The organism is Ruegeria sp. AH7 (genome assembly GCF_056541325.1).
The window spans coordinates 482,902-499,960 of sequence record NZ_JBQFYF010000002.1 but is presented as its reverse complement, the minus strand read 5'-3'; the positions used below and the strand labels follow the sequence as shown (position 1 = coordinate 499,960).

The 17,059-nt window shown below is 58.8% G+C and carries 20 protein-coding genes and 1 tRNA gene; 11 read left to right on the top strand and 10 right to left on the bottom strand.

Annotated elements, in window-relative coordinates:
• The first annotated feature begins 65 nt into the window (after positions 1–65).
• Positions 66–353, top strand: coding sequence for a putative quinol monooxygenase (locus tag ACR0JX_RS07045; protein WP_480542596.1), 288 nt, complete (start codon positions 66–68; stop codon positions 351–353).
• Positions 354–428: 75 nt separating this feature from the next.
• On the opposite strand, the gene ACR0JX_RS07040 is transcribed toward ACR0JX_RS07045, so the two are convergent.
• From ACR0JX_RS07040 to ACR0JX_RS07030, 3 genes are all read right to left on the bottom strand, one after another.
• On the bottom strand, positions 429–2,237 hold the full coding sequence (locus tag ACR0JX_RS07040) for an ABC-F family ATP-binding cassette domain-containing protein (protein WP_480542594.1): 1,809 nt from the start codon (positions 2,235–2,237) through the stop codon (positions 429–431).
• A gap of 67 nt (positions 2,238–2,304) precedes the next feature.
• Positions 2,305–3,045, bottom strand: a complete 741-nt coding sequence (locus ACR0JX_RS07035) for a GNAT family N-acetyltransferase (protein ID WP_480542592.1) — start codon at positions 3,043–3,045, stop codon at positions 2,305–2,307.
• A gap of 100 nt (positions 3,046–3,145) precedes the next feature.
• On the bottom strand, positions 3,146–3,616 hold the full coding sequence (locus ACR0JX_RS07030) for an outer membrane protein assembly factor BamE (RefSeq protein WP_480542590.1): 471 nt from the start codon (positions 3,614–3,616) through the stop codon (positions 3,146–3,148).
• Positions 3,617–3,708: 92 nt separating this feature from the next.
• Here ACR0JX_RS07030 and ACR0JX_RS07025 point away from each other — a divergent pair, with 92 nt between their 5' ends.
• The 8 genes from ACR0JX_RS07025 (at position 3,709) to ACR0JX_RS06990 (ending at position 9,044) form a co-directional block, all read left to right on the top strand.
• Positions 3,709–4,245: a YceD family protein gene (locus ACR0JX_RS07025; RefSeq protein WP_480542588.1), complete on the top strand. Its 537-nt coding sequence runs from the start codon at positions 3,709–3,711 to the stop codon at positions 4,243–4,245.
• A gap of 206 nt (positions 4,246–4,451) precedes the next feature.
• Entirely contained in the window at positions 4,452–4,658 is a 207-nt protein-coding gene (rpmF, locus tag ACR0JX_RS07020; protein WP_480542586.1) for a 50S ribosomal protein L32, read from the top strand.
• Between the two features lie 24 nt (positions 4,659–4,682).
• Entirely contained in the window at positions 4,683–5,771 is a 1,089-nt protein-coding gene (plsX, locus tag ACR0JX_RS07015) for a phosphate acyltransferase PlsX (RefSeq protein WP_480542584.1), read from the top strand.
• 21 nt (positions 5,772–5,792) lie between these two features.
• Positions 5,793–6,764: a beta-ketoacyl-ACP synthase III gene (locus ACR0JX_RS07010; protein ID WP_353006724.1), complete on the top strand. Its 972-nt coding sequence runs from the start codon at positions 5,793–5,795 to the stop codon at positions 6,762–6,764.
• A gap of 96 nt (positions 6,765–6,860) precedes the next feature.
• On the top strand, positions 6,861–7,163 hold the full coding sequence (gene ihfA / locus ACR0JX_RS07005) for an integration host factor subunit alpha (RefSeq protein WP_008755922.1): 303 nt from the start codon (positions 6,861–6,863) through the stop codon (positions 7,161–7,163).
• A gap of 18 nt (positions 7,164–7,181) precedes the next feature.
• The gene (locus ACR0JX_RS07000) at positions 7,182–7,766 is read left to right on the top strand and encodes a MerR family transcriptional regulator (protein WP_480542582.1); all 585 of its coding nucleotides are present in this window, start codon (positions 7,182–7,184) and stop codon (positions 7,764–7,766) included.
• 60 nt (positions 7,767–7,826) lie between these two features.
• Positions 7,827–7,903 (top strand) — tRNA-Pro (locus tag ACR0JX_RS06995).
• Positions 7,904–7,964: 61 nt separating this feature from the next.
• Positions 7,965–9,044: a 2'-deoxycytidine 5'-triphosphate deaminase gene (locus tag ACR0JX_RS06990; RefSeq protein ID WP_480542580.1), complete on the top strand. Its 1,080-nt coding sequence runs from the start codon at positions 7,965–7,967 to the stop codon at positions 9,042–9,044.
• 3 nt (positions 9,045–9,047) lie between these two features.
• On the opposite strand, the gene ACR0JX_RS06985 is transcribed toward ACR0JX_RS06990, so the two are convergent.
• From ACR0JX_RS06985 to argS, 6 genes are all read right to left on the bottom strand, one after another.
• Positions 9,048–9,275 carry a hypothetical protein gene (locus tag ACR0JX_RS06985; RefSeq protein WP_480542578.1) on the bottom strand — a complete coding sequence of 76 codons (228 nt, stop codon included), beginning with the start codon at positions 9,273–9,275 and terminating at the stop codon, positions 9,048–9,050.
• Between the two features lie 64 nt (positions 9,276–9,339).
• Positions 9,340–9,990, bottom strand: coding sequence for an SMC-Scp complex subunit ScpB (gene scpB / locus ACR0JX_RS06980; RefSeq protein ID WP_170530509.1), 651 nt, complete (start codon positions 9,988–9,990; stop codon positions 9,340–9,342).
• Entirely contained in the window at positions 9,983–10,777 is a 795-nt protein-coding gene (locus ACR0JX_RS06975; protein WP_480542576.1) for a segregation and condensation protein A, read from the bottom strand. Before ACR0JX_RS06975 ends, scpB begins: the two co-directional genes overlap by 8 nt.
• Positions 10,767–11,774, bottom strand: a complete 1,008-nt coding sequence (gene nagZ / locus ACR0JX_RS06970; RefSeq protein WP_480542574.1) for a beta-N-acetylhexosaminidase — start codon at positions 11,772–11,774, stop codon at positions 10,767–10,769. Before nagZ ends, ACR0JX_RS06975 begins: the two co-directional genes overlap by 11 nt.
• Entirely contained in the window at positions 11,771–12,802 is a 1,032-nt protein-coding gene (locus tag ACR0JX_RS06965; protein WP_480542572.1) for an SPOR domain-containing protein, read from the bottom strand. Before ACR0JX_RS06965 ends, nagZ begins: the two co-directional genes overlap by 4 nt.
• 86 nt (positions 12,803–12,888) lie before the next feature.
• Positions 12,889–14,634, bottom strand: a complete 1,746-nt coding sequence (gene argS / locus ACR0JX_RS06960; protein ID WP_480542570.1) for an arginine--tRNA ligase — start codon at positions 14,632–14,634, stop codon at positions 12,889–12,891.
• Positions 14,635–14,767: 133 nt separating this feature from the next.
• Between argS and ACR0JX_RS06955 the strand changes: the two genes are divergently transcribed.
• Positions 14,768–15,319, top strand: a complete 552-nt coding sequence (locus ACR0JX_RS06955; RefSeq protein ID WP_480542568.1) for a putative pterin-binding protein — start codon at positions 14,768–14,770, stop codon at positions 15,317–15,319.
• Here the strand turns inward: ACR0JX_RS06955 and ACR0JX_RS06950 are convergent, their stop codons facing one another.
• The gene (locus ACR0JX_RS06950) at positions 15,320–16,462 is read right to left on the bottom strand and encodes a deoxyguanosinetriphosphate triphosphohydrolase (protein ID WP_480542566.1); all 1,143 of its coding nucleotides are present in this window, start codon (positions 16,460–16,462) and stop codon (positions 15,320–15,322) included.
• 76 nt (positions 16,463–16,538) lie between these two features.
• Here ACR0JX_RS06950 and ACR0JX_RS06945 point away from each other — a divergent pair, with 76 nt between their 5' ends.
• Entirely contained in the window at positions 16,539–16,862 is a 324-nt protein-coding gene (locus ACR0JX_RS06945) for a HesB/IscA family protein (RefSeq protein WP_170530516.1), read from the top strand.
• Positions 16,863–17,059 lie beyond the last annotated feature (197 nt).

The window sequence follows — 17,059 nt, the reverse complement described above, 5'->3', positions numbered from 1 at the left end:
CTTGCGCAGATGACGTGTATGTCACATATCCCAGGTCATCGCAAAAATCACCCATAGGATACATCATGGCCTTGACTGTTCTCGCCCAGATCACCGCCCATCCCGGCGAAGAAGACCTTGTGCGCGCCGAGTTGGAAAAGTTGATCCCGATCACGCGCGGTGAAGAGGGTTGCATTCAATACGACCTGCATATCGACACAACCAATCCCGGTTTCTTTGTCTTTTACGAAAACTGGGAATCTCGCGAGCTATGGCAGACCCACATGAATGCTCCGCACCTCTCCGCCTATATGGAGGCGACTGAGGGCAGTGTTGCTGATTTCGTCCTGAACGAGATGACGCGGATTGGTTAACTGCTCAAAAGAAAAAGCCCGAGGTCACAGAACCTCGGGCTGCGCGCGAACAGGGTAGATGCGTTCGCTAAGCGGCTAACCCGCTTCGGCCTTTTCTTCCAGCGTCAGCCACTCTTCCTCAGCCGAGGCGAGCTTTTCCTGCCGTTGCACCAAAGCGTCGGTTGCCTTCTGAAACTTGACCGGCTCGCGGGTGAACAGTTCGGGATCGGACATCAATTCTTCGAGCTTCGAAATCTCGGCCTCAAGCCGTGCAATCTCGGCTGGCAGTTTCTCAAGCCGGTGTTTTTCTGAGAATGACAGGCCTGTTTTCGGGTTTGCCTCTTGCTTTACCTTTGGCTTTGAAGCTTTTGCTTTTTCTTCCTTTTTCCCAGGCACGTCGCCACGCTGCGCGATGTAGTCTGACCATCCCCCGGCATAAACCGTGGCCCGCCCGTCGCCTTCCATGGCAATGGTTGTCGTCGCGATGCGATCCAGAAAATCCCGGTCGTGGCTGACCAGCAGAACAGTGCCGTCATACTCGTCCAGCAGCTCTTGCAGCAAATCCAGTGTTTCCACGTCCAGATCGTTGGTTGGTTCGTCCAACACCAAAAGGTTCGAGGATTTGGCCATTAGTTTGGCCAGCAGCAACCGCGCTTTCTCGCCCCCGGACAGAGATTTAACGGCGGCGCGGGCCTGTTGTTCGTCGAACAGGAAATCCTTCAGGTACCCCACCACATGTTTGGGCTGCCCGCCCACCATCACCTGATCGGCCTTGCCAGAGACCCGCATTTCGGGATCGCCGGTCAGGCTGTCCCACAGGGTCATCTCCGGGTCCAATTGCGCGCGGGCTTGGTCGAATACGGCCACCTCAAGATTTGTGCCCAAGGCGACAGAGCCCTCATCCGTTGGTTCCTGCCCCAATAGCATTTTCAGCAGGGTGGTCTTGCCCACACCGTTGGGGCCCACAAACGCGACGCGGTCGCCGCGTTGCACCAGCAGATCAAAGTTTCGCACAATCTTCTGAGTGCCAAAAGACTTGGCCAACACCTTGGCTTCAACCACCTTTCGGCCGGATTTTGGCCCAGCCTCAAGCGTCATCGCAGCAGAGCCCTGGCGCTTGATCTGCGCTGCCTTTTCGGCCCGCAAGGCCTGCAGTGCCCGCACCCGGCCCTGATTGCGCTTACGCCGAGCGCTGATCCCTTCGACGGCCCATTTGGCCTCGGATTTGATCAAACGGTTCAGCTTGTGGCGCTGCTGATCCTCTTCTTCCCAGATCTTGTCGCGCCAGGCTTCAAACGCCTCAAAACCCTGCTCCTGTCGCCGCACGGCACCGCGATCGATCCACAGTGTCGCCTTGGTCAAAGCGCGCAAAAACGCGCGGTCATGCGAGATCAGCACAAAAGCTGCACGAGTTGACCCCAATTCGCGTTCCAGCCAGGCGATGGCTTCGATATCCAGATGGTTGGTCGGCTCGTCCAATAACATCAAATCCGGTGCTTCGGCCATCAGCTTGGCCAAGGCTGCCCGCCGCCGCTCACCGCCCGAGGCGGTTTCGACGGCGCGGTCGGGATCGAACTTCAGCCCCTCGCCCGCACGTTCCACCTTGTACAGCTCGCCGGGCTCCAACCCGCTGCAGGCATAATCGCCCAGCGTGGCAAACCCCTCCATTCCGGGGTCCTGTTCCATATACCCAACGGATTTTCCGGGCGGCACGGTGATTTCGCCCTGATCCGCCTCAACCAGACCGGCCATCACTTTCATCAATGTGGATTTACCCGACCCATTCCGCCCCACAAGCGCGACGCGGTCGCCGGGCTGAACCACCAGATCAAGCTCGGAAAATACCGGATCACCCCCGAAGGTCAGGGAAATGTCGGACATCTGCAACAAAGGAATTCTCGCCATGACCGCCAGCTAAACCGGCAGGCACAAGGCGTCAACGCCCCGCTTCACCTTTTCGGAAATACGCGACCTACCCGGCCACCGCGCGCAGCAGACGTTTCCGCGCCGGAGGGATCGACCCAATTTCCAGCCCAGTGAACACGTGCAACGTGTTCATATGCCGGTCGACCACCGCATGATCGCTGACCCAGCCGCCCATCATCAGGTAAGTGCGCAACAAGGGCGGCATCCGCAGCATCGCCTTTTTGGCATCAGGCTTACGCCGCAAACGCGAGGCAAAGCGAAAAACATCCGGAGCCTTGACCCGCGGCAACCAGCGTTTCGGGGCCAGATGGCGATGTTTCAGCATCGCAAACGCATCCAGATAATGCGCGGTCTCGGTTCCGGCGAATGAGGAACAGCCAAACAGCATCTCGACCTGATTCTGGTCGACAAAGGTGGTCATGGCCCCCCACGCGACGCGCAGAATATCCGGATCGGTCCAGTCCGGATGGATACAGAACCGCCCCATCTCGACCATGCGGCCATCGAAATCTTCGAGGCTGGAGAGATCATAGAACTGGGCAGAATAGCTGCGCCCGATATCCGCACCATTTGCCATGGTCAGCATCCTAAAACAGCAAACCAACTGCCCATCGGCCCGCAAATCCTCGACCAGAACATGGGCGCAGGCGGCATCAAACGCGTCCGTATCGATCCGATCCGTTTCAAAGGCCAGGGTCCTCAGGCGCTGCGCTGCTTTCAGATCATTGGCACTTTGCGCCAGTCGCGCTTGATAGCGTCCCTTGCTTAACAAGACGGCATTGGTCATCGTCGCTTCCTCCGCGCTTGCGGACCGGATTTCTGAACTACGCTCCCGTTACCACAGAAGATGTGACCGTCATGTGAAGCAGACAAGACGGTCAGCGATATTATTCGGACGCACCCGGAATGTTCGCCGGGTTGAAGTTGCCGATATTGCCAAGCAGCTGACGCAGGAAGCCTGTGTCGCTGACGCTGGATTCGGTCACACGGCGTTCCAGCGGGATCACAAGCCCGTCTTCAAGCCCGAATCTTTCGATATTCCGGACCACGCCGCGCTGATCAAAGCTGATCGCGACCAGCTCTCGCGAAACGACCTCGGGCCGTTTGGGGCCGTAATGGCGCACGCGAGAGCGCACATAATAGAAGCCAGAATCATTCACGACACCGGAAATGCCCGGGGCGCCGATGGCCTCGGTCACGCTATCGCGTGTGTCTGTGCCGACCTTAATTTCGGCCAGTTCATCCGCAGGCGGCACATAACCGTGATTCCTAAAAATCGGCGTACAAGCGGTAATCGCAGTAAGGCAGGCAAGGAACGCACCTGTTCGCATCGCCGTTTTCGACCTGTTTCCAACCATCAACTTGCTCACCCTCTTGCCTTGGCCTCTTGCGGCTTCTATCCGATTACAGAAACCGCAGCCACGGTTCAACACATAGAAAGGCTCAGGACATGGGCAACGTTACATCCCTGCGGGTGGCCGACCTGCCACAAAACACACCAACCTCGTTTGAGCTGCGCCCGGAAAAGGAAACGCTGGAGGCAATCAAACAGGATTTGGGCCTACTTGGGCTGCGCAAACTTAGCTTTGCGGGGCAAGTGCGCGCCGATGGTAAGCGCGACTGGGTCCTGACCGGCACATTGGGTGCAACGGTGATTCAGCCCTGCGTCGTGACGCTGGAACCAGTGACAACCCGGATCGATCTGCCTGTTTCACGCCTGTATGTGGCCGATTGGTCCGATCCGGACGAACCGGAATACGAAATCCCGGAAGGCGACGAGACCGAGCCGCTTGGGGCCGAGATCGACCCCGAGATCGTGATGATCGAAGCACTATCGCTGGCCCTGCCTCAATACCCTCGAAAGGACGGGGCCCAGATGGGTCAGGCTGACTATACAGAACCCGGCAAACAGGCGATGACAGATGAAGATGCCAAACCCTTTGCTGGGTTGGCCGAACTGCGGGATGCACTGAAAAAAGACGAGTGACAGAGCCTTGATTTCCTGTCATAGCAGGCGGTCAGAAAAATCGCTTGATCATGACGAGAATCGCAGTATTTTCGCGCGCTCATCGGATTTTAGGTTGGACAACGTGGGGCATGTACCCTAAACGCGCGTCAAACCACGATAAAACGAAATATGAAACCCGGTCGGCAGCGAATCTGCTGGCCCACAGTCAGACAAAGGTTGAGACCATGGCCGTCCAACAGAACAAAGTTTCCAAGTCGCGTCGCAACAACCGCCGCGCACACGACGCTCTGGTTGCTGCAAACCCGAACGAATGCCCGAACTGTGGCGAACTTCGTCGCCCACACCACGTCTGTGGCGCATGTGGCCATTATGATGACCGTGAGGTGATCGCACAGGCCGACGAAATCGACCTGGACGAAGACGCGGCCTAAGCCTGATTGAACGCTGGCCCGGGAATGACTGAACAGCCCACGCACGCCGAACGGATCACCATCTCGGTTGACGCTATGGGGGGGGACGCAGGTCCCGCAGTTGTTGTTGCAGGCCTTGCGCGATCAGCAAAGAAGAACCCCAATATCGGGTTTCTGCTGCATGGTCCCGAAGACACGCTGCGCAAGCTCGTAGCGAAACGGCGCGTCCTGGATGGGCGCGTCGATTTTCGTGATTGCCCCGACGTGGTCACAATGGAAGATAAGCCCAGCCAGGTTGTGCGCAACGGCAAACAGACGTCGATGTGGTCGACACTGGAAGCCGTGCGCCAGGGTGAAGCACACGGGGCGGTTTCATGCGGCAACACCGGTGCCCTGATGGCGCTGTCGATGATGCGCCTGCGCAAATTGCCGGGCGTAAACCGTCCGGCAATTGCGATCCTTTGGCCTTCGCGCAATCCTCAGGGCTTCAACGTGATGCTGGATGTGGGCGCCGATGTCCGAGCCGATGCCAAGGACCTGCTGCAATATGCGCTGATGGGGGCCTCTTACGCCCGCAACGGGATGGCGCTGAACCGTCCCCGGATCGGCCTGCTGAACGTGGGCACCGAGGAACATAAAGGCCGGGCCGAGTTGAAAGAGGCGCATTCCCTGATCGCCGATTTTGCCGATCCCGCAAACTTCGATTTTGTGGGCTTTGTCGAAGGCAGCGATATCCCCGGTGACAAGGCAGATGTGATCATAACCGACGGGTTTACCGGTAATGTCGCCATCAAGACAGGTGAAGGCACCGCCAGCCTGATCGGTGATCTGCTGCGGCAGGCGTTCAAATATACGCCTCTTTCACGTCTTGCATCGGTTTTGGCAATTACTTCGTTGCGGCGTTTGAAGAAGCGTATCGATCCTCGACAAGTTAACGGCGGGGTGTTCCTTGGCCTGAATGGCACAGTCGTGAAATCGCATGGAGGTGCGGACGCAACCGGTGTTTCGGCAGCAGTCAAACTGGCCTTTACACTAGCCGAGTCGGGATTTGCCGAAAAATTGGCCGCACGGGTTGCATCAACAGCCCAGCTTGCACAAGATGCCGCCCATGCCGCGCCGCAGGCGGAAGAATAACAAAGAAGGCAGTACCCAAGAATGGCAGGCCGTTCAGTCGTTGTAGGTGTGGGGCATTATTTGCCCGAACGTATCGTCCCGAATTCCGAGTTCGAACGAACCTTGGATACGTCGGACGAATGGATCCGAACGCGCTCCGGTATCGAACGCCGCCACTTTGCAGCCGAAGGGGAAACGACCTCGGATATGGCCACCAAAGCTGCCGAGGCCGCCCTGGCCGATGCGGGTCTATCGGTTGATGATATCGATGCCATCGTGCTTGCAACCTCAACCGCTGATCTGACCTTTCCGTCTGCTGCCACGATGGTGCAGTCTCGCTTGGGCATGACGAGAGGATTTGCCTTTGACGTACAGGCGGTCTGTGCCGGATTCGTCTATGCGATGACCAATGCCAATGCGCTGATCCTGTCGGATCAGGCAAAACGGGTTCTGGTGATCGGGGCCGAGACATTCTCTCGAATCATGGACTGGTCGGACCGGTCAACCTGTGTGCTTTTTGGCGATGGCGCAGGTGCGTTGATCCTGGAACGGCAGGACGGCAATGGCACCTCCGACGATCGCGGGATTCTGGCCACCGATCTGAACTCGGACGGGCGCTACAAGGATCTGCTCTATGTCGATGGTGGGGTGTCGACCCAGACCACCGGGTATCTGCGAATGAAGGGCAACCAATTGTTCCGACAAGCGGTTGAGCGTTTGACCTCAACCGCCGAAACCTGTTTGGAAAAAGTTGGGCTGAAACATGAAGATGTGGATTGGATCGTGCCGCATCAGGCCAATATCCGCATCATTCAGGGCACCGCCAAGAAACTGGGTGTGCCAATGGATCACGTTGTTGTCACCCTACAGGATCACGGCAACACTTCGGCGGCCTCGATTCCCTTGGCCATGTCCGTGGCCAAGCAGCGTGGGCAGTTCAAACCGGGCGATTTGCTGGTGACAGAGGCGATCGGTGGCGGTTTGGCCTGGGGATCGGTCCTTTTGCGCTGGTAACAAGCGCATTCCGGCTTACACAGCCGCACGCAATTCATTGATATTGACAGTGAATTTGCCCTGACCCTATGGTTTGGTAGCAACAGGGGAAAAAACATGGGCGACAAAACACTGACCCGAATGGATCTGAGCGAGGCCGTCTTTCGCGAGGTTGGCTTGTCACGCAATGAAAGCGCACAGCTGGTCGAAAGCGTTCTGAACCACATGTCCGATGCGCTTGTGCGTGGCGAACAGGTCAAGATTTCGTCTTTTGGCACCTTCAGCGTTCGGGACAAAACCGCCCGTATCGGTCGCAACCCTAAAACCGGCGAAGAGGTTCCTATTCAACCCCGCCGCGTTCTTACCTTCCGCCCGTCGCATCTGATGAAGGATCGCGTCGCCGCCGGGAATCGCAAATAACGCCGGAGCTCTGCGGACATGAGCAAATCCCCCGACGCATTTCGCACGATCTCTGAAGTTGCGGATTGGCTCGGTGTACAGGCCCATGTTCTGCGATTCTGGGAAAGTCGGTTTACTCAGGTCAAACCCGTCAAACGCGCCGGAGGTCGGCGTTATTATCGCCCGAACGATATGCTATTGCTGGGCGGCATCAAGAAACTGTTGCATGAAGATGGGGTGACGATCAAAGGTGTTCAGCGGATTTTGCGCGAACGCGGCGTTGCCCATGTCATCGGGCTGTCCCATGGGCTGGACGAAACACCCGTGGATGAACCCCAAACTTCTGACGACACTGTCGTCCCCTTCTCAGCTGCGCCTGCATCTGAACAAATCGATATGGACCTTGATGCGCCAGCTGCCCCCCCTGAGGGCGCACCCGCAGAACCGCTGCCCGCTCCCGAGCCGCAAGAACCGGTGCTCGATACGGCACCTCTTACAGGTGGCCTGACGTCATTGGTCTGGAATCGTACCGAATTTGACGCCGATCTTCTGAACAAAATCGCACCCATCGCACGGGACCTGCGCAGCTGGCTGGACCGGGTCGAAGCCAACACGGCGGGATAGGAAAAAGGCATTGTTTTCCTCTTGCCCCTGCCGGGAATTTCTTTATGAACACTCCAACGTCGGGCTATGGCGCAGCCTGGTAGCGCGTCCGTCTGGGGGACGGAAGGTCGCAGGTTCGAGTCCTGCTAGCCCGACCATATCACACCGACGTTTATGGCACATTGGCCAGATCCCGCTCTGGCATCAGGGGGGATCGGAATGACAGGTGTATGCCCAAACCAGCAGATCGAGGCGATGATCGCGCGCGGTGAGATCACTGCCACACCGGATGTCGTCCCTGCTCAGGTGCAGCCGGCCAGCCTTGATCTACGTTTGGGAACAGTGGCTTACCGGGTTCGCGCATCCTTTTTAGCTGGTGAAACCCGATCCGTCGCTGACCGTCTGACCGAGTTCGAGATGCATCGGATCGACATCACCAACGGGGCCGTTCTGGAAAAAGGCTGCGTCTATCTGGTGCCGCTGATGGAATCACTGGACCTGCCCGGCCATACCAGCGCCGTGGCCAATGCCAAAAGCTCGACCGGGCGGCTGGACCTGCTAACCCGCACCATCACCGATGGCGGGACCGAGTTTGACCGTATTCCGGCAGGTTATACCGGGCCACTTTATGCCGAGATTTGCCCTCGTTCCTTCTCGGTCCTGGTCCGGCCAGGCATGCGTCTGAACCAGATCCGATTTCGTCAGGGTCAAGCGGTTCTAACCGACGCCGAACTGAACGATCTGCATGCTGAATCGCCGCTGGTCGATGGCCCTGCTGTCATCCAAGATGGGCTGGGTTTCTCGGTTGATCTGCAACTGCCGGATGCTGATCTGGTCGGCTATCGTGCCAAGCCGCATACGGGCGTTATCGATCTGGACCGGATCGGCGAATACGACCCGCAGGAATACTGGGAAGAGGTGCGCACAAAGGATGGGCGCATCATTCTGGATCCCGGTGCCTTTTACATCCTTGTCAGCCGCGAAGCGGTGCATATCCCACCGATGTACGCCGCCGAGATGGCCCCCTATCTTGCCATGGTCGGAGAGTTCCGTGTGCATTATGCAGGCTTCTTCGATCCCGGTTTCGGCCATGCTGAGGCTGGCGGCGCCGGATCACGCGGTGTGCTTGAGGTTCGCTGCCACGAGGCACCTTTCGTGCTGGAACACGGGCAGGTCGTCGGGCGATTGGTCTATGAGAAAATGGCCGAGATGCCCACGCAACTATACGGCGCTGGCATCGCATCGAATTATCAGGGACAAGGCCTGAAACTGTCCAAGCATTTCAAGGCGATAAGCTAGACTTCAGAACTTCATGAACCGGCGCATCTGGCGCGTTACCCGATGTGCTTGCCTTAGGTTCTTCGCGTGACGCGGCGCACTGGCATTCTTCGGCGCGCCCGTATTCGAGGGTGCCTGATCCGGGTTCCCGCCACGACGACTGGCCATATCGATGCCCTTGTCGATTCCTTTGTTCACTAGGCGCCGCATGACCTGTCGCACGATCATGTCGATGATCCGATTGGCGTTCATTGCTCAACTCCGTTTCCTATGCCTCAAGATAGCGTTCATCTGCGGCAACAAAAGGGCCGCTTGATCACTCTTCCTCGAACAGCTCAGTCTGATCCTCGTCCTCTGCCTCGTCCTGCCCCTCGCCCAGCGGCATGGCTCCTGGTGGCGGGCGGTTTTCAAGCAGCCCGGCAGCGCGCAATTCCTTGAGCCCCGGCAGATCACGGGCGTTTTCGAGACCGAAATGATCCAGAAACTCTGGCGTCACCACAAAGGTCACCGGACGACCTGGTGTCATACGGCGACGGCCCAGTCGAATCCACTCCATTTCCAGCAGCTGGTCAATCGTCCCGCGCGACACGGAAACCCCCCGGATTTCCTCGATCTCGGCCCGGGTGCAGGGCTGGTGATAGGCCACGATGGCCAGCGTCTCAATCGCTGCGCGGCTCAGCTTGCGGGTTTCAACCGTTTCCTTCTGCATCAAAAATCCGAGGTCGGGAGCGGTGCGGATCGCCCAGGCCTCACCCACCTTGACCACGCGCACGCCGCGCCCTTCGTACCGTTTCTGAAGCAGTTCAACCGCCTGCGCCGCATCGCTGCCATGCGGCATCCGCGCCTCAAGATCGGCAACCGTCACTGGCGCAGCGCTGGCGAACAGCACCGCTTCGACCATGCGTTCCTGCTCGGCCAGCGGGGGCGCTTCAAACAGGGTGCCGGTCTCTTCGGGTGTGTCAGTCACGTGTTTCGGTCCTCTTGCGCAATTGGATCGGAGCAAAGGTCTCGCTTTGCTTCATCTCCATATGTCCTTCTTTCACCAACTCCAGAGAGGCCGCAAAGGTTGCGGCTGTGGCCGAGCGTCTGCGAACTGGATCAGCCTCCCACCCCTCCGGCAGGTAGGTCTCCATATCGGTCCAAGCTCCGGCAAATCCGATCAGCGGGCGCATCCGTTCCAAGGCTTGTTCCATGGTAAACACGGCATCACGGTCCATTACAAATGGCCGGAACTCGTCCCGTGTGCGGATCCGGGCATAGCCTTGCATCAGGTCCAGCAGCGTCGCGGAATAGGTCACCGTGCGGATGCGGGTGACATCCTCGCCCTGCCCGCGCTTGAAGAAATCACGCCCCAATTGGTCTCGCGCCATCAGACGTGCAGCAGCATCTCGCATGGCTTGCAAGCGTTCCAACTGGAACGCCAGATGCGCGGCCAGTTCCTCGCCCGAGGGGCCTTCGTCATCCGGGTCCGGTGGCAGCAACAAGCGGGATTTCAGGAAGGCCAACCATGCGGCCATGACCAGATAATCCGCCGCAAGTTCGATCCGCAGCGCGCGGGCCTTTTCCACGAAGGCAAGATATTGCTGCGCCAGTGCCAGAACCGAGATTTTCCGCAGATCCACCTTCTGGGTGCGCGACAAGGTCAACAGCACGTCCAGCGGGCCTTCGAACCCGTCGACATCAACGATCAACGCCTCGGCTGCCAGTCGATCGGCGACCGAGACCGTGTCTTCGCTGAAAAGGTTATCGTTCATATACCTGCCCGCCCATTAGGGCAGATAGTTCCGCTTCGGTGGCCTCGATGTCAAGTTCCTGCGGGGGTTTGCGCATCGCCAATGCCCGATCGGCACGGGCCTGAGCAAGATCGGTCATCTGGCCGGCGGCCTTAAGCACCTCGGCGCGTTCCATCAAGCTGGCATTGCAGTGCAGAACCACGTCGCACCCGGCCTCTATCGCCTGACGCGACAGCTCAGCCGCCGAGCCGCTCAGCGCCTTCATCGAGATATCGTCGGTCATGATCAGACCATCAAAACCAATAACGTCTCGGATCACCGTCATCATTTCGGGCGAGATGGTCGCCGGGAGCGGGTCAATCTGCCCGAAAACCAAATGCGCGGTCATGCCAATCGGCAGATCGTTCAACGCGCGAAACGGTGCGAAATCAGTATCTTTCAGCTCCTCCAAAGGCAGATCGACCAAAGGCAACTCAAAATGAGTATCCAGCGTTGCACGTCCGTGACCGGGCATATGTTTGACCACAGGCAGAACACCGCCATCCAGATGGGCCTGCGCCACGGCACGTCCGATGTTGCCGATGGTGTCCGCATCTTCGCCGTAACACCGGTTGCGCAGAAACGCATGAGTCTCAGCCCGGGCCAGATCCAATGTGGGTGCGCAGTTGCTATCGATCCCGAGCTCGAACAGCTCATGCGCGATCAGGCGATAGCGCAAATACATGGCCCGATCAGCCTGTTCTCCGGCCCGCTCTGCATGATCCAGCGGAGGCATCCACTCGCGGGCCAGAGGCGCGCGCAGGCGCTGAACGCGCCCGCCTTCCTGATCTATGGTGATCGGACAATTACGTCCGACCGCCTCGCGGAAATCATCGCATAAAGCCCGGACCTGATCGGCGCTGTCGATGTTACGGGTAAACAGGATGAACCCAAACGGGTTCATCTCGCGGAACAAGGCCCGTTCGTCGTCGGTTAGCCGCAGTCCCTCAGCATCGGTGATCGCAGCGCCAAATGTCACCGGACGGCGACCGGGATGCAGTCAGCACCTTGTGCAACGAGTGCGGCACAGAACTGACGAGAATCGCTCAGATCCTCGAACCCCAGAACGCGCAGCCGATAGAAGGTGCGTCCTCCGCTTGAGGTTTTCTGGATAACACGCTGTTTTCCATCCATATACTCACCAAATTGGCCGCTCAGACGCCCCCATTCGGCTTTTGCCACATCCGGGCTTTCAAAGGCGCCCAACTGGGCCAGACGGGTTCCTTTGCTCAGCGTATCGGGGTCGATATCCAGACCAACAGCCGCCTTCACAGCCGCATTGATCGAGGCCTCAGAGCTATCGGCAGCAGGCGCACGACGCGCCGGGCGCGTATGCGGACGCAGTGACCGGCGCACGCCGGGCAGTTCCGCAATCGCCGGGTCTGGCAGTGCTGCAGCCAGATCGGCCGGGTCGATGGCGGGTTCTTCCTCGGGCGCGACAAGGGATGCAACCTGCACACCCGGTGCGGCCTCTTGATCGGCTCGCGCCGCCTCGCCTGCCAGTTCTGCCACCAGGGCATCAACCGCGTTTTGCCGCAGCGCCGCGGCTTCCTGGTTCGAGATCGGTTCTTCCACCACATGCAACGCCGGAGTGGGCTGTAATTCGCCTGCTGGCAGGTCTTCGTCGGTCAACGAGACCGGACGCGGTGCAAGGATCAGACGATCCGCAGGGGCCGCAGCCGTACCTTCGGCAGCCACAGCGTTCACCGCCAGCCCCTGATGATCGGCAGGTCGTCCGCCGGGATTTTCAGGCTGGATACGCATCGGACCTTCGGCAGCGCGCACAACTGGTACACCGCTGACATCGCGCATCACCAGCTTGTAGCTCCAGACACCAACACCGGCGACCAATGCCAACGAAGCCACCGCCCCCAGAACATTCACCATCCGCGCGAGCCCAAACGCACCGCGTGGTTCATCCTCGGGATAGACATCCTGAGCCTGTGATTGATTCGTATAATGCATCTGATCGGGGTCGTGATGCCCCGAGTAATCGTAACTCGCCATGTTGCCTCACCGCCCGACTGCGCCTGAAATCAAAGCGCGCGGGTCATTTCTTGTCTGCCTCAGACCGGCGGTTCGGGCGGTATTGGTTACCGCATCTCCTGCGCCGGAGTAACGCCAAGAATACCCAAGCCTGCTGAAATCACAACAGAAACGGCACGCGCCAATGCGATTTTCGACTGGCTTGTGGCAACATCGCCATCCTGAATGAAACGCAGCTGGGTTTCTTCGTTGCCCTTGTTCCACAGAGCATGAAAATCCCCTGCCAATTCATACAGATAGAAGGCAACCCGGTGCGGTTCATTGGTCCGCGCAGCAATCTCGACCAGCCGTGGCCATTCCGCCAATTTCTTGGCAACCGTCAGTTCGGATGCGTGATCGTTTTTGCTAAGATCCGCGTTCGACAGTGCCGCATCATCAGCAGCAATCTCGGCCTCGGCAGCGCGACGCAGCACGCTCATGACGCGGGCATGGGCGTATTGCACGTAGAACACGGGGTTCTCACGGCTCTGCTCCAGCACCTTGTCGAAATCGAAATCCAGAGGCGCGTCGTTCTTGCGGGTCAGCATCACGAACCGGGTCACATCCGGTCCGACCTGATCGACCACATCGCGCAGGGTTACAAAGTTCCCGGCCCGTTTGGACATCTTGAACGGCTCGCCATTTTTCCACAGCTTCACCAGCTGGGTCAGCTTGATATCCAGCGGCACTTTACCGTCAGACAGAGCCGAGACGGCTGCTTTCATCCGCTTGACATAGCCACCGTGGTCCGCACCAAACACGTCGATCAGCGCGTCAAAACCACGGCTGACCTTGTCGTAGTGATAGGCGATATCCGGGGCGAAATAGGTCCAGGCGCCATCCGATTTCTTGACCGGGCGATCGACGTCATCGCCATGCTCGGTCGATTTGAACAGGGTCTGCTCGCGCGGCTCCCAATCCTCGGGCTTCTTGCCTTTGGGCGGCTCCAGCACGCCTTCATAGATCAGACCCTTGTCGGTAAGCGACTGCAGTGCGGCCTCGATCCGGCCTGTGCCATAGAGGGATTTCTCCGAGAAGAACACGTCCATCTCAACGCCCAGCGCCTTCAGGTCCGCGCGGATCAGGTCCATCATCGCGTCGGTCGAAAACTCGCGCAGATCTTCCAGCCATTCGCTCTCGGGCTTGTCGATCAGGCCATCGCCGTATTTCTCTTTCAGCGCTTCGCCGATGGGGATCAGGTAATCACCGGGGTAAAGCCCCTCGGCAATCTCGGGGCTCAGACCATTGGCTTCGCGGTAGCGCTCGTAGGCCGAACGCGCCAGCACATCTACCTGCGCGCCACCATCGTTGATATAGTACTCACGCGTCACGTCATGACCCGAATAGGCCAGCAGGCTCGCCAGAGCATCGCCGAACACCGCCCCCCGCGTGTGGCCCACATGCAGCGGACCGGTCGGGTTGGCCGAAACATACTCGACGTTGACCTTCTGCCCCCGCCCCATGGTCGAGCGGCCATAATCGGTGCCCATCTCCAAAACGCGCGCAAGCACACCCTGCCAGACACTCGCAGCAAGACGCAGGTTTAGGAACCCCGGCCCCGCAACTTCGGCGCTGGTGATCCGGTCATCGGCGGCCAGCTTGACCGCCAAAGCATCCGCAATGTCACGCGGCTTCATCTTGGCGGGCTTCGCCAGCACCATCGCCGCGTTGGTCGCCATATCGCCATGCGCCGCATCGCGCGGCGGCTCGACCGCCACGTTGTCAAAGCTCAGCCCTTCGGGCAGCGCGCCTTCGGACTGCATCTGCGTCAACGCGTCCAATACCAGGGCGCGGATCTCGGAAAACAGGTTCATTACGGATGTCCTTTTGCTTGCCGGGCGGTTTACCACGCAAGACGTGAACGTCAATGGATCGCACAAGTTTGCGCTTGGCTTCAATCCATAGCCCGCTAGTCTCGATAGGGCCTGATCAACCGGAGACTACCTTATGCGCCTTGCCTTGCCCCTTGCCCTGCTGCTGACAACCTCGCTTCCTGTGTTGGCTGAGATGCCCAGCCCCACCGGTCACGTCCTACTGACACTTGGTGGCGCGGTGACCGAAACCAATCTGCCACCCCGTGGCGAGAATGACGGCGGTCTACTGGGCTTTCTAGATGTTCAGCACGATGGCGCCGCCGGGTTCGACGCAGTGGCACTGGACGGCATAAAGCAAGTCGAGATCACAATCCCTTATGGCCCCGAAGGCAATCAGAGAGAGATCGCTTTTTCCGGACCTCTTTTGGCAGATGTTATGACATTGGCAGGCGCTGTCGGCAAAACCGCAAAACCCCTGGCCATGGACGGCTATCAATCGGAGATTTCTTGGGACAGCATCACGTCACATCAACCCATCTTGGCCACGCATGCTGACGGGTCCCCGATGGGGATCGGTGGCTATGGCCCAACGATGATCGTGTTCCCTCCGACAGATGATGAAGAGCTGGCGCAAGAACAAGCCGGGCAACAGGTCTGGGCGCTGGCTTACATCGAGGTTGAATAGTCAACGCCCGGTCAGCCGAGCGTGATCCTGCAGCGCGAACCGATCCGTCATCCCAGCGATATAGTCAGACACGATCCGGGCCAGAGCAGTTTCATCCTGCGCAGCCTCGATATCCCCGTGCCAGCGCACGGGCATCTGTTTGGGATCATTGAGGTAGATCGGAAACAGTTCCTCAACAACCGCGCTGACCTCGGCCCGAACCTGCATCACGCTGGGCGCGCGGTACATGCGTGCAAACAGCAAGGCGCGGATCTCTTTCAGTTGCGCCCAAAGAGCAGCTGAAAACTGGACCACCGGATGGCCGAGATGGCGGATATCCTCGACCGTCTGCGCCCCAGACTTAGCGATCAGGTCCCGCGAGGTATCGATAACATCCGAGACCATCACCCCAAACACCCGCCGCAACGCCTCGTGCCTGCGGCGATATGGGTCCAGACCCGGATACTTGCGATCCACCTCAGCATAGCAATCCCCCACGATGGGCAATTGCTGAATGTCCTCATCCGTGAACAGATCAGCACGTAAGCCATCCAGAAGATCATGATTGTTATAGGCAATGTCGTCTGACAATGCAGCAACCTGCGCCTCGGCGCTCGCATGAGTGTACAGTTCCAGATCGAAACCGGCATTGCACTCTGCCAAGGCCCAAGGAAGCTCTCCGACAACCGGCCCGTTGTGTTTGGCAATGCCTTCCAGACATTCCCAGGTCAGGTTACAGCCGTCAAATTCGGCGTAGTGACGTTCCAGTCGGGTCACGATCCGAATGGCCTGTGCGTTGTGGTCAAAACCGCCATAGGGCTGCATCAATGCGTGCAGGGCGTCTTCACCGGTATGCCCAAACGGGGTATGGCCCAGATCATGCGCCAGCGCCACCGCCTCGGTCAGTTCCGGGTTGAGGCAAAGCGCGCCGGCAATCGTACGCGCCACCTGAGCGACCTCGATGGAATGCGTCAACCGGGTGCGATAGCTGTCACCTTCATGTTCGACAAAGACCTGCGTCTTGTGTTTCAGCCGCCGAAAGGCGCTGGCATGAATGATCCTGTCCCGATCCCGCTGAAAGCATGATCGGAAACTGCTTTCTTCCTCTGGCACCAGCCGCCCCCTGGCGCGGCCTGGATCCGAGGCAAAACCCGCTCTGTCCAAAGGTCTTGTCCTTGTCGCCCGTCCTTTGGTTGCATATATTGCAGCGCGAGAAGGAAATAAACCTTTGGAGTCTGGCATGAATCTGCCCCCAACAGTTACTGAACGCGCCTTTGAGCGCCTCGCCGAAATCGGCGCGGCGGATCAGGGGCAAGCATTGCGCGTTGCAGTGGAAGGCGGCGGATGTTCCGGTTTTCAATACGAAATTGCGCTGGACCAACCCAAAGAGGACGATCTGGTGCTGGAAGGCAAAGGGCAAAAGGTGATCGTAGACTCGATCTCTCTGCCGTTTTTGGAAAACGCTGTCATCGATTTCACCCAGGAACTGATTGGCGCGCGGTTTGTGATCGAAAACCCAAACGCAACCTCCTCTTGCGGATGCGGCACTTCGTTTTCGATGTAACGTAACACCAGGGGGCTCTGCCCCCGCCGCGGCAAGCCGCGCCTCCCCCGAGGTATTTTCAAACAGAAGAAGCACGAGAAACCGCCCACCTTCTTCTGTTCCCAAATACCTCGGAGCGCGAGGCAGAGCCTCGCAACCCTACCCTCCATCTTGCCGTTGGGCCGGTTCTGCGCGATAGGTTGCCCTGAGGCATCGGA

Coding starts and splice junctions, on each gene's coding strand:
- rpmF (WP_480542586.1), top strand. CDS start 4,452: ATGGCCGTCCAACAGAACAAAGTTTCCAAGTCGCGTCGCAACAACCGC.
- ACR0JX_RS07000 (WP_480542582.1), top strand. CDS start 7,182: ATGAGCAAATCCCCCGACGCATTTCGCACGATCTCTGAAGTTGCGGAT.
- ACR0JX_RS06945 (WP_170530516.1), top strand. CDS start 16,539: ATGAATCTGCCCCCAACAGTTACTGAACGCGCCTTTGAGCGCCTCGCC.
- ACR0JX_RS07045 (WP_480542596.1), top strand. CDS start 66: ATGGCCTTGACTGTTCTCGCCCAGATCACCGCCCATCCCGGCGAAGAA.
- ACR0JX_RS07035 (WP_480542592.1), bottom strand. CDS start 3,045: ATGACCAATGCCGTCTTGTTAAGCAAGGGACGCTATCAAGCGCGACTG.
- ACR0JX_RS07010 (WP_353006724.1), top strand. CDS start 5,793: ATGGCAGGCCGTTCAGTCGTTGTAGGTGTGGGGCATTATTTGCCCGAA.
- ACR0JX_RS07025 (WP_480542588.1), top strand. CDS start 3,709: ATGGGCAACGTTACATCCCTGCGGGTGGCCGACCTGCCACAAAACACA.
- plsX (WP_480542584.1), top strand. CDS start 4,683: ATGACTGAACAGCCCACGCACGCCGAACGGATCACCATCTCGGTTGAC.
- ACR0JX_RS06990 (WP_480542580.1), top strand. CDS start 7,965: ATGACAGGTGTATGCCCAAACCAGCAGATCGAGGCGATGATCGCGCGC.
- ACR0JX_RS07040 (WP_480542594.1), bottom strand. CDS start 2,237: ATGGCGAGAATTCCTTTGTTGCAGATGTCCGACATTTCCCTGACCTTC.
- ihfA (WP_008755922.1), top strand. CDS start 6,861: ATGGGCGACAAAACACTGACCCGAATGGATCTGAGCGAGGCCGTCTTT.
- argS (WP_480542570.1), bottom strand. CDS start 14,634: ATGAACCTGTTTTCCGAGATCCGCGCCCTGGTATTGGACGCGTTGACG.
- ACR0JX_RS06965 (WP_480542572.1), bottom strand. CDS start 12,802: ATGGCGAGTTACGATTACTCGGGGCATCACGACCCCGATCAGATGCAT.
- ACR0JX_RS06955 (WP_480542568.1), top strand. CDS start 14,768: ATGCGCCTTGCCTTGCCCCTTGCCCTGCTGCTGACAACCTCGCTTCCT.
- ACR0JX_RS06975 (WP_480542576.1), bottom strand. CDS start 10,777: ATGAACGATAACCTTTTCAGCGAAGACACGGTCTCGGTCGCCGATCGA.
- ACR0JX_RS06985 (WP_480542578.1), bottom strand. CDS start 9,275: ATGAACGCCAATCGGATCATCGACATGATCGTGCGACAGGTCATGCGG.
- ACR0JX_RS07030 (WP_480542590.1), bottom strand. CDS start 3,616: ATGGTTGGAAACAGGTCGAAAACGGCGATGCGAACAGGTGCGTTCCTT.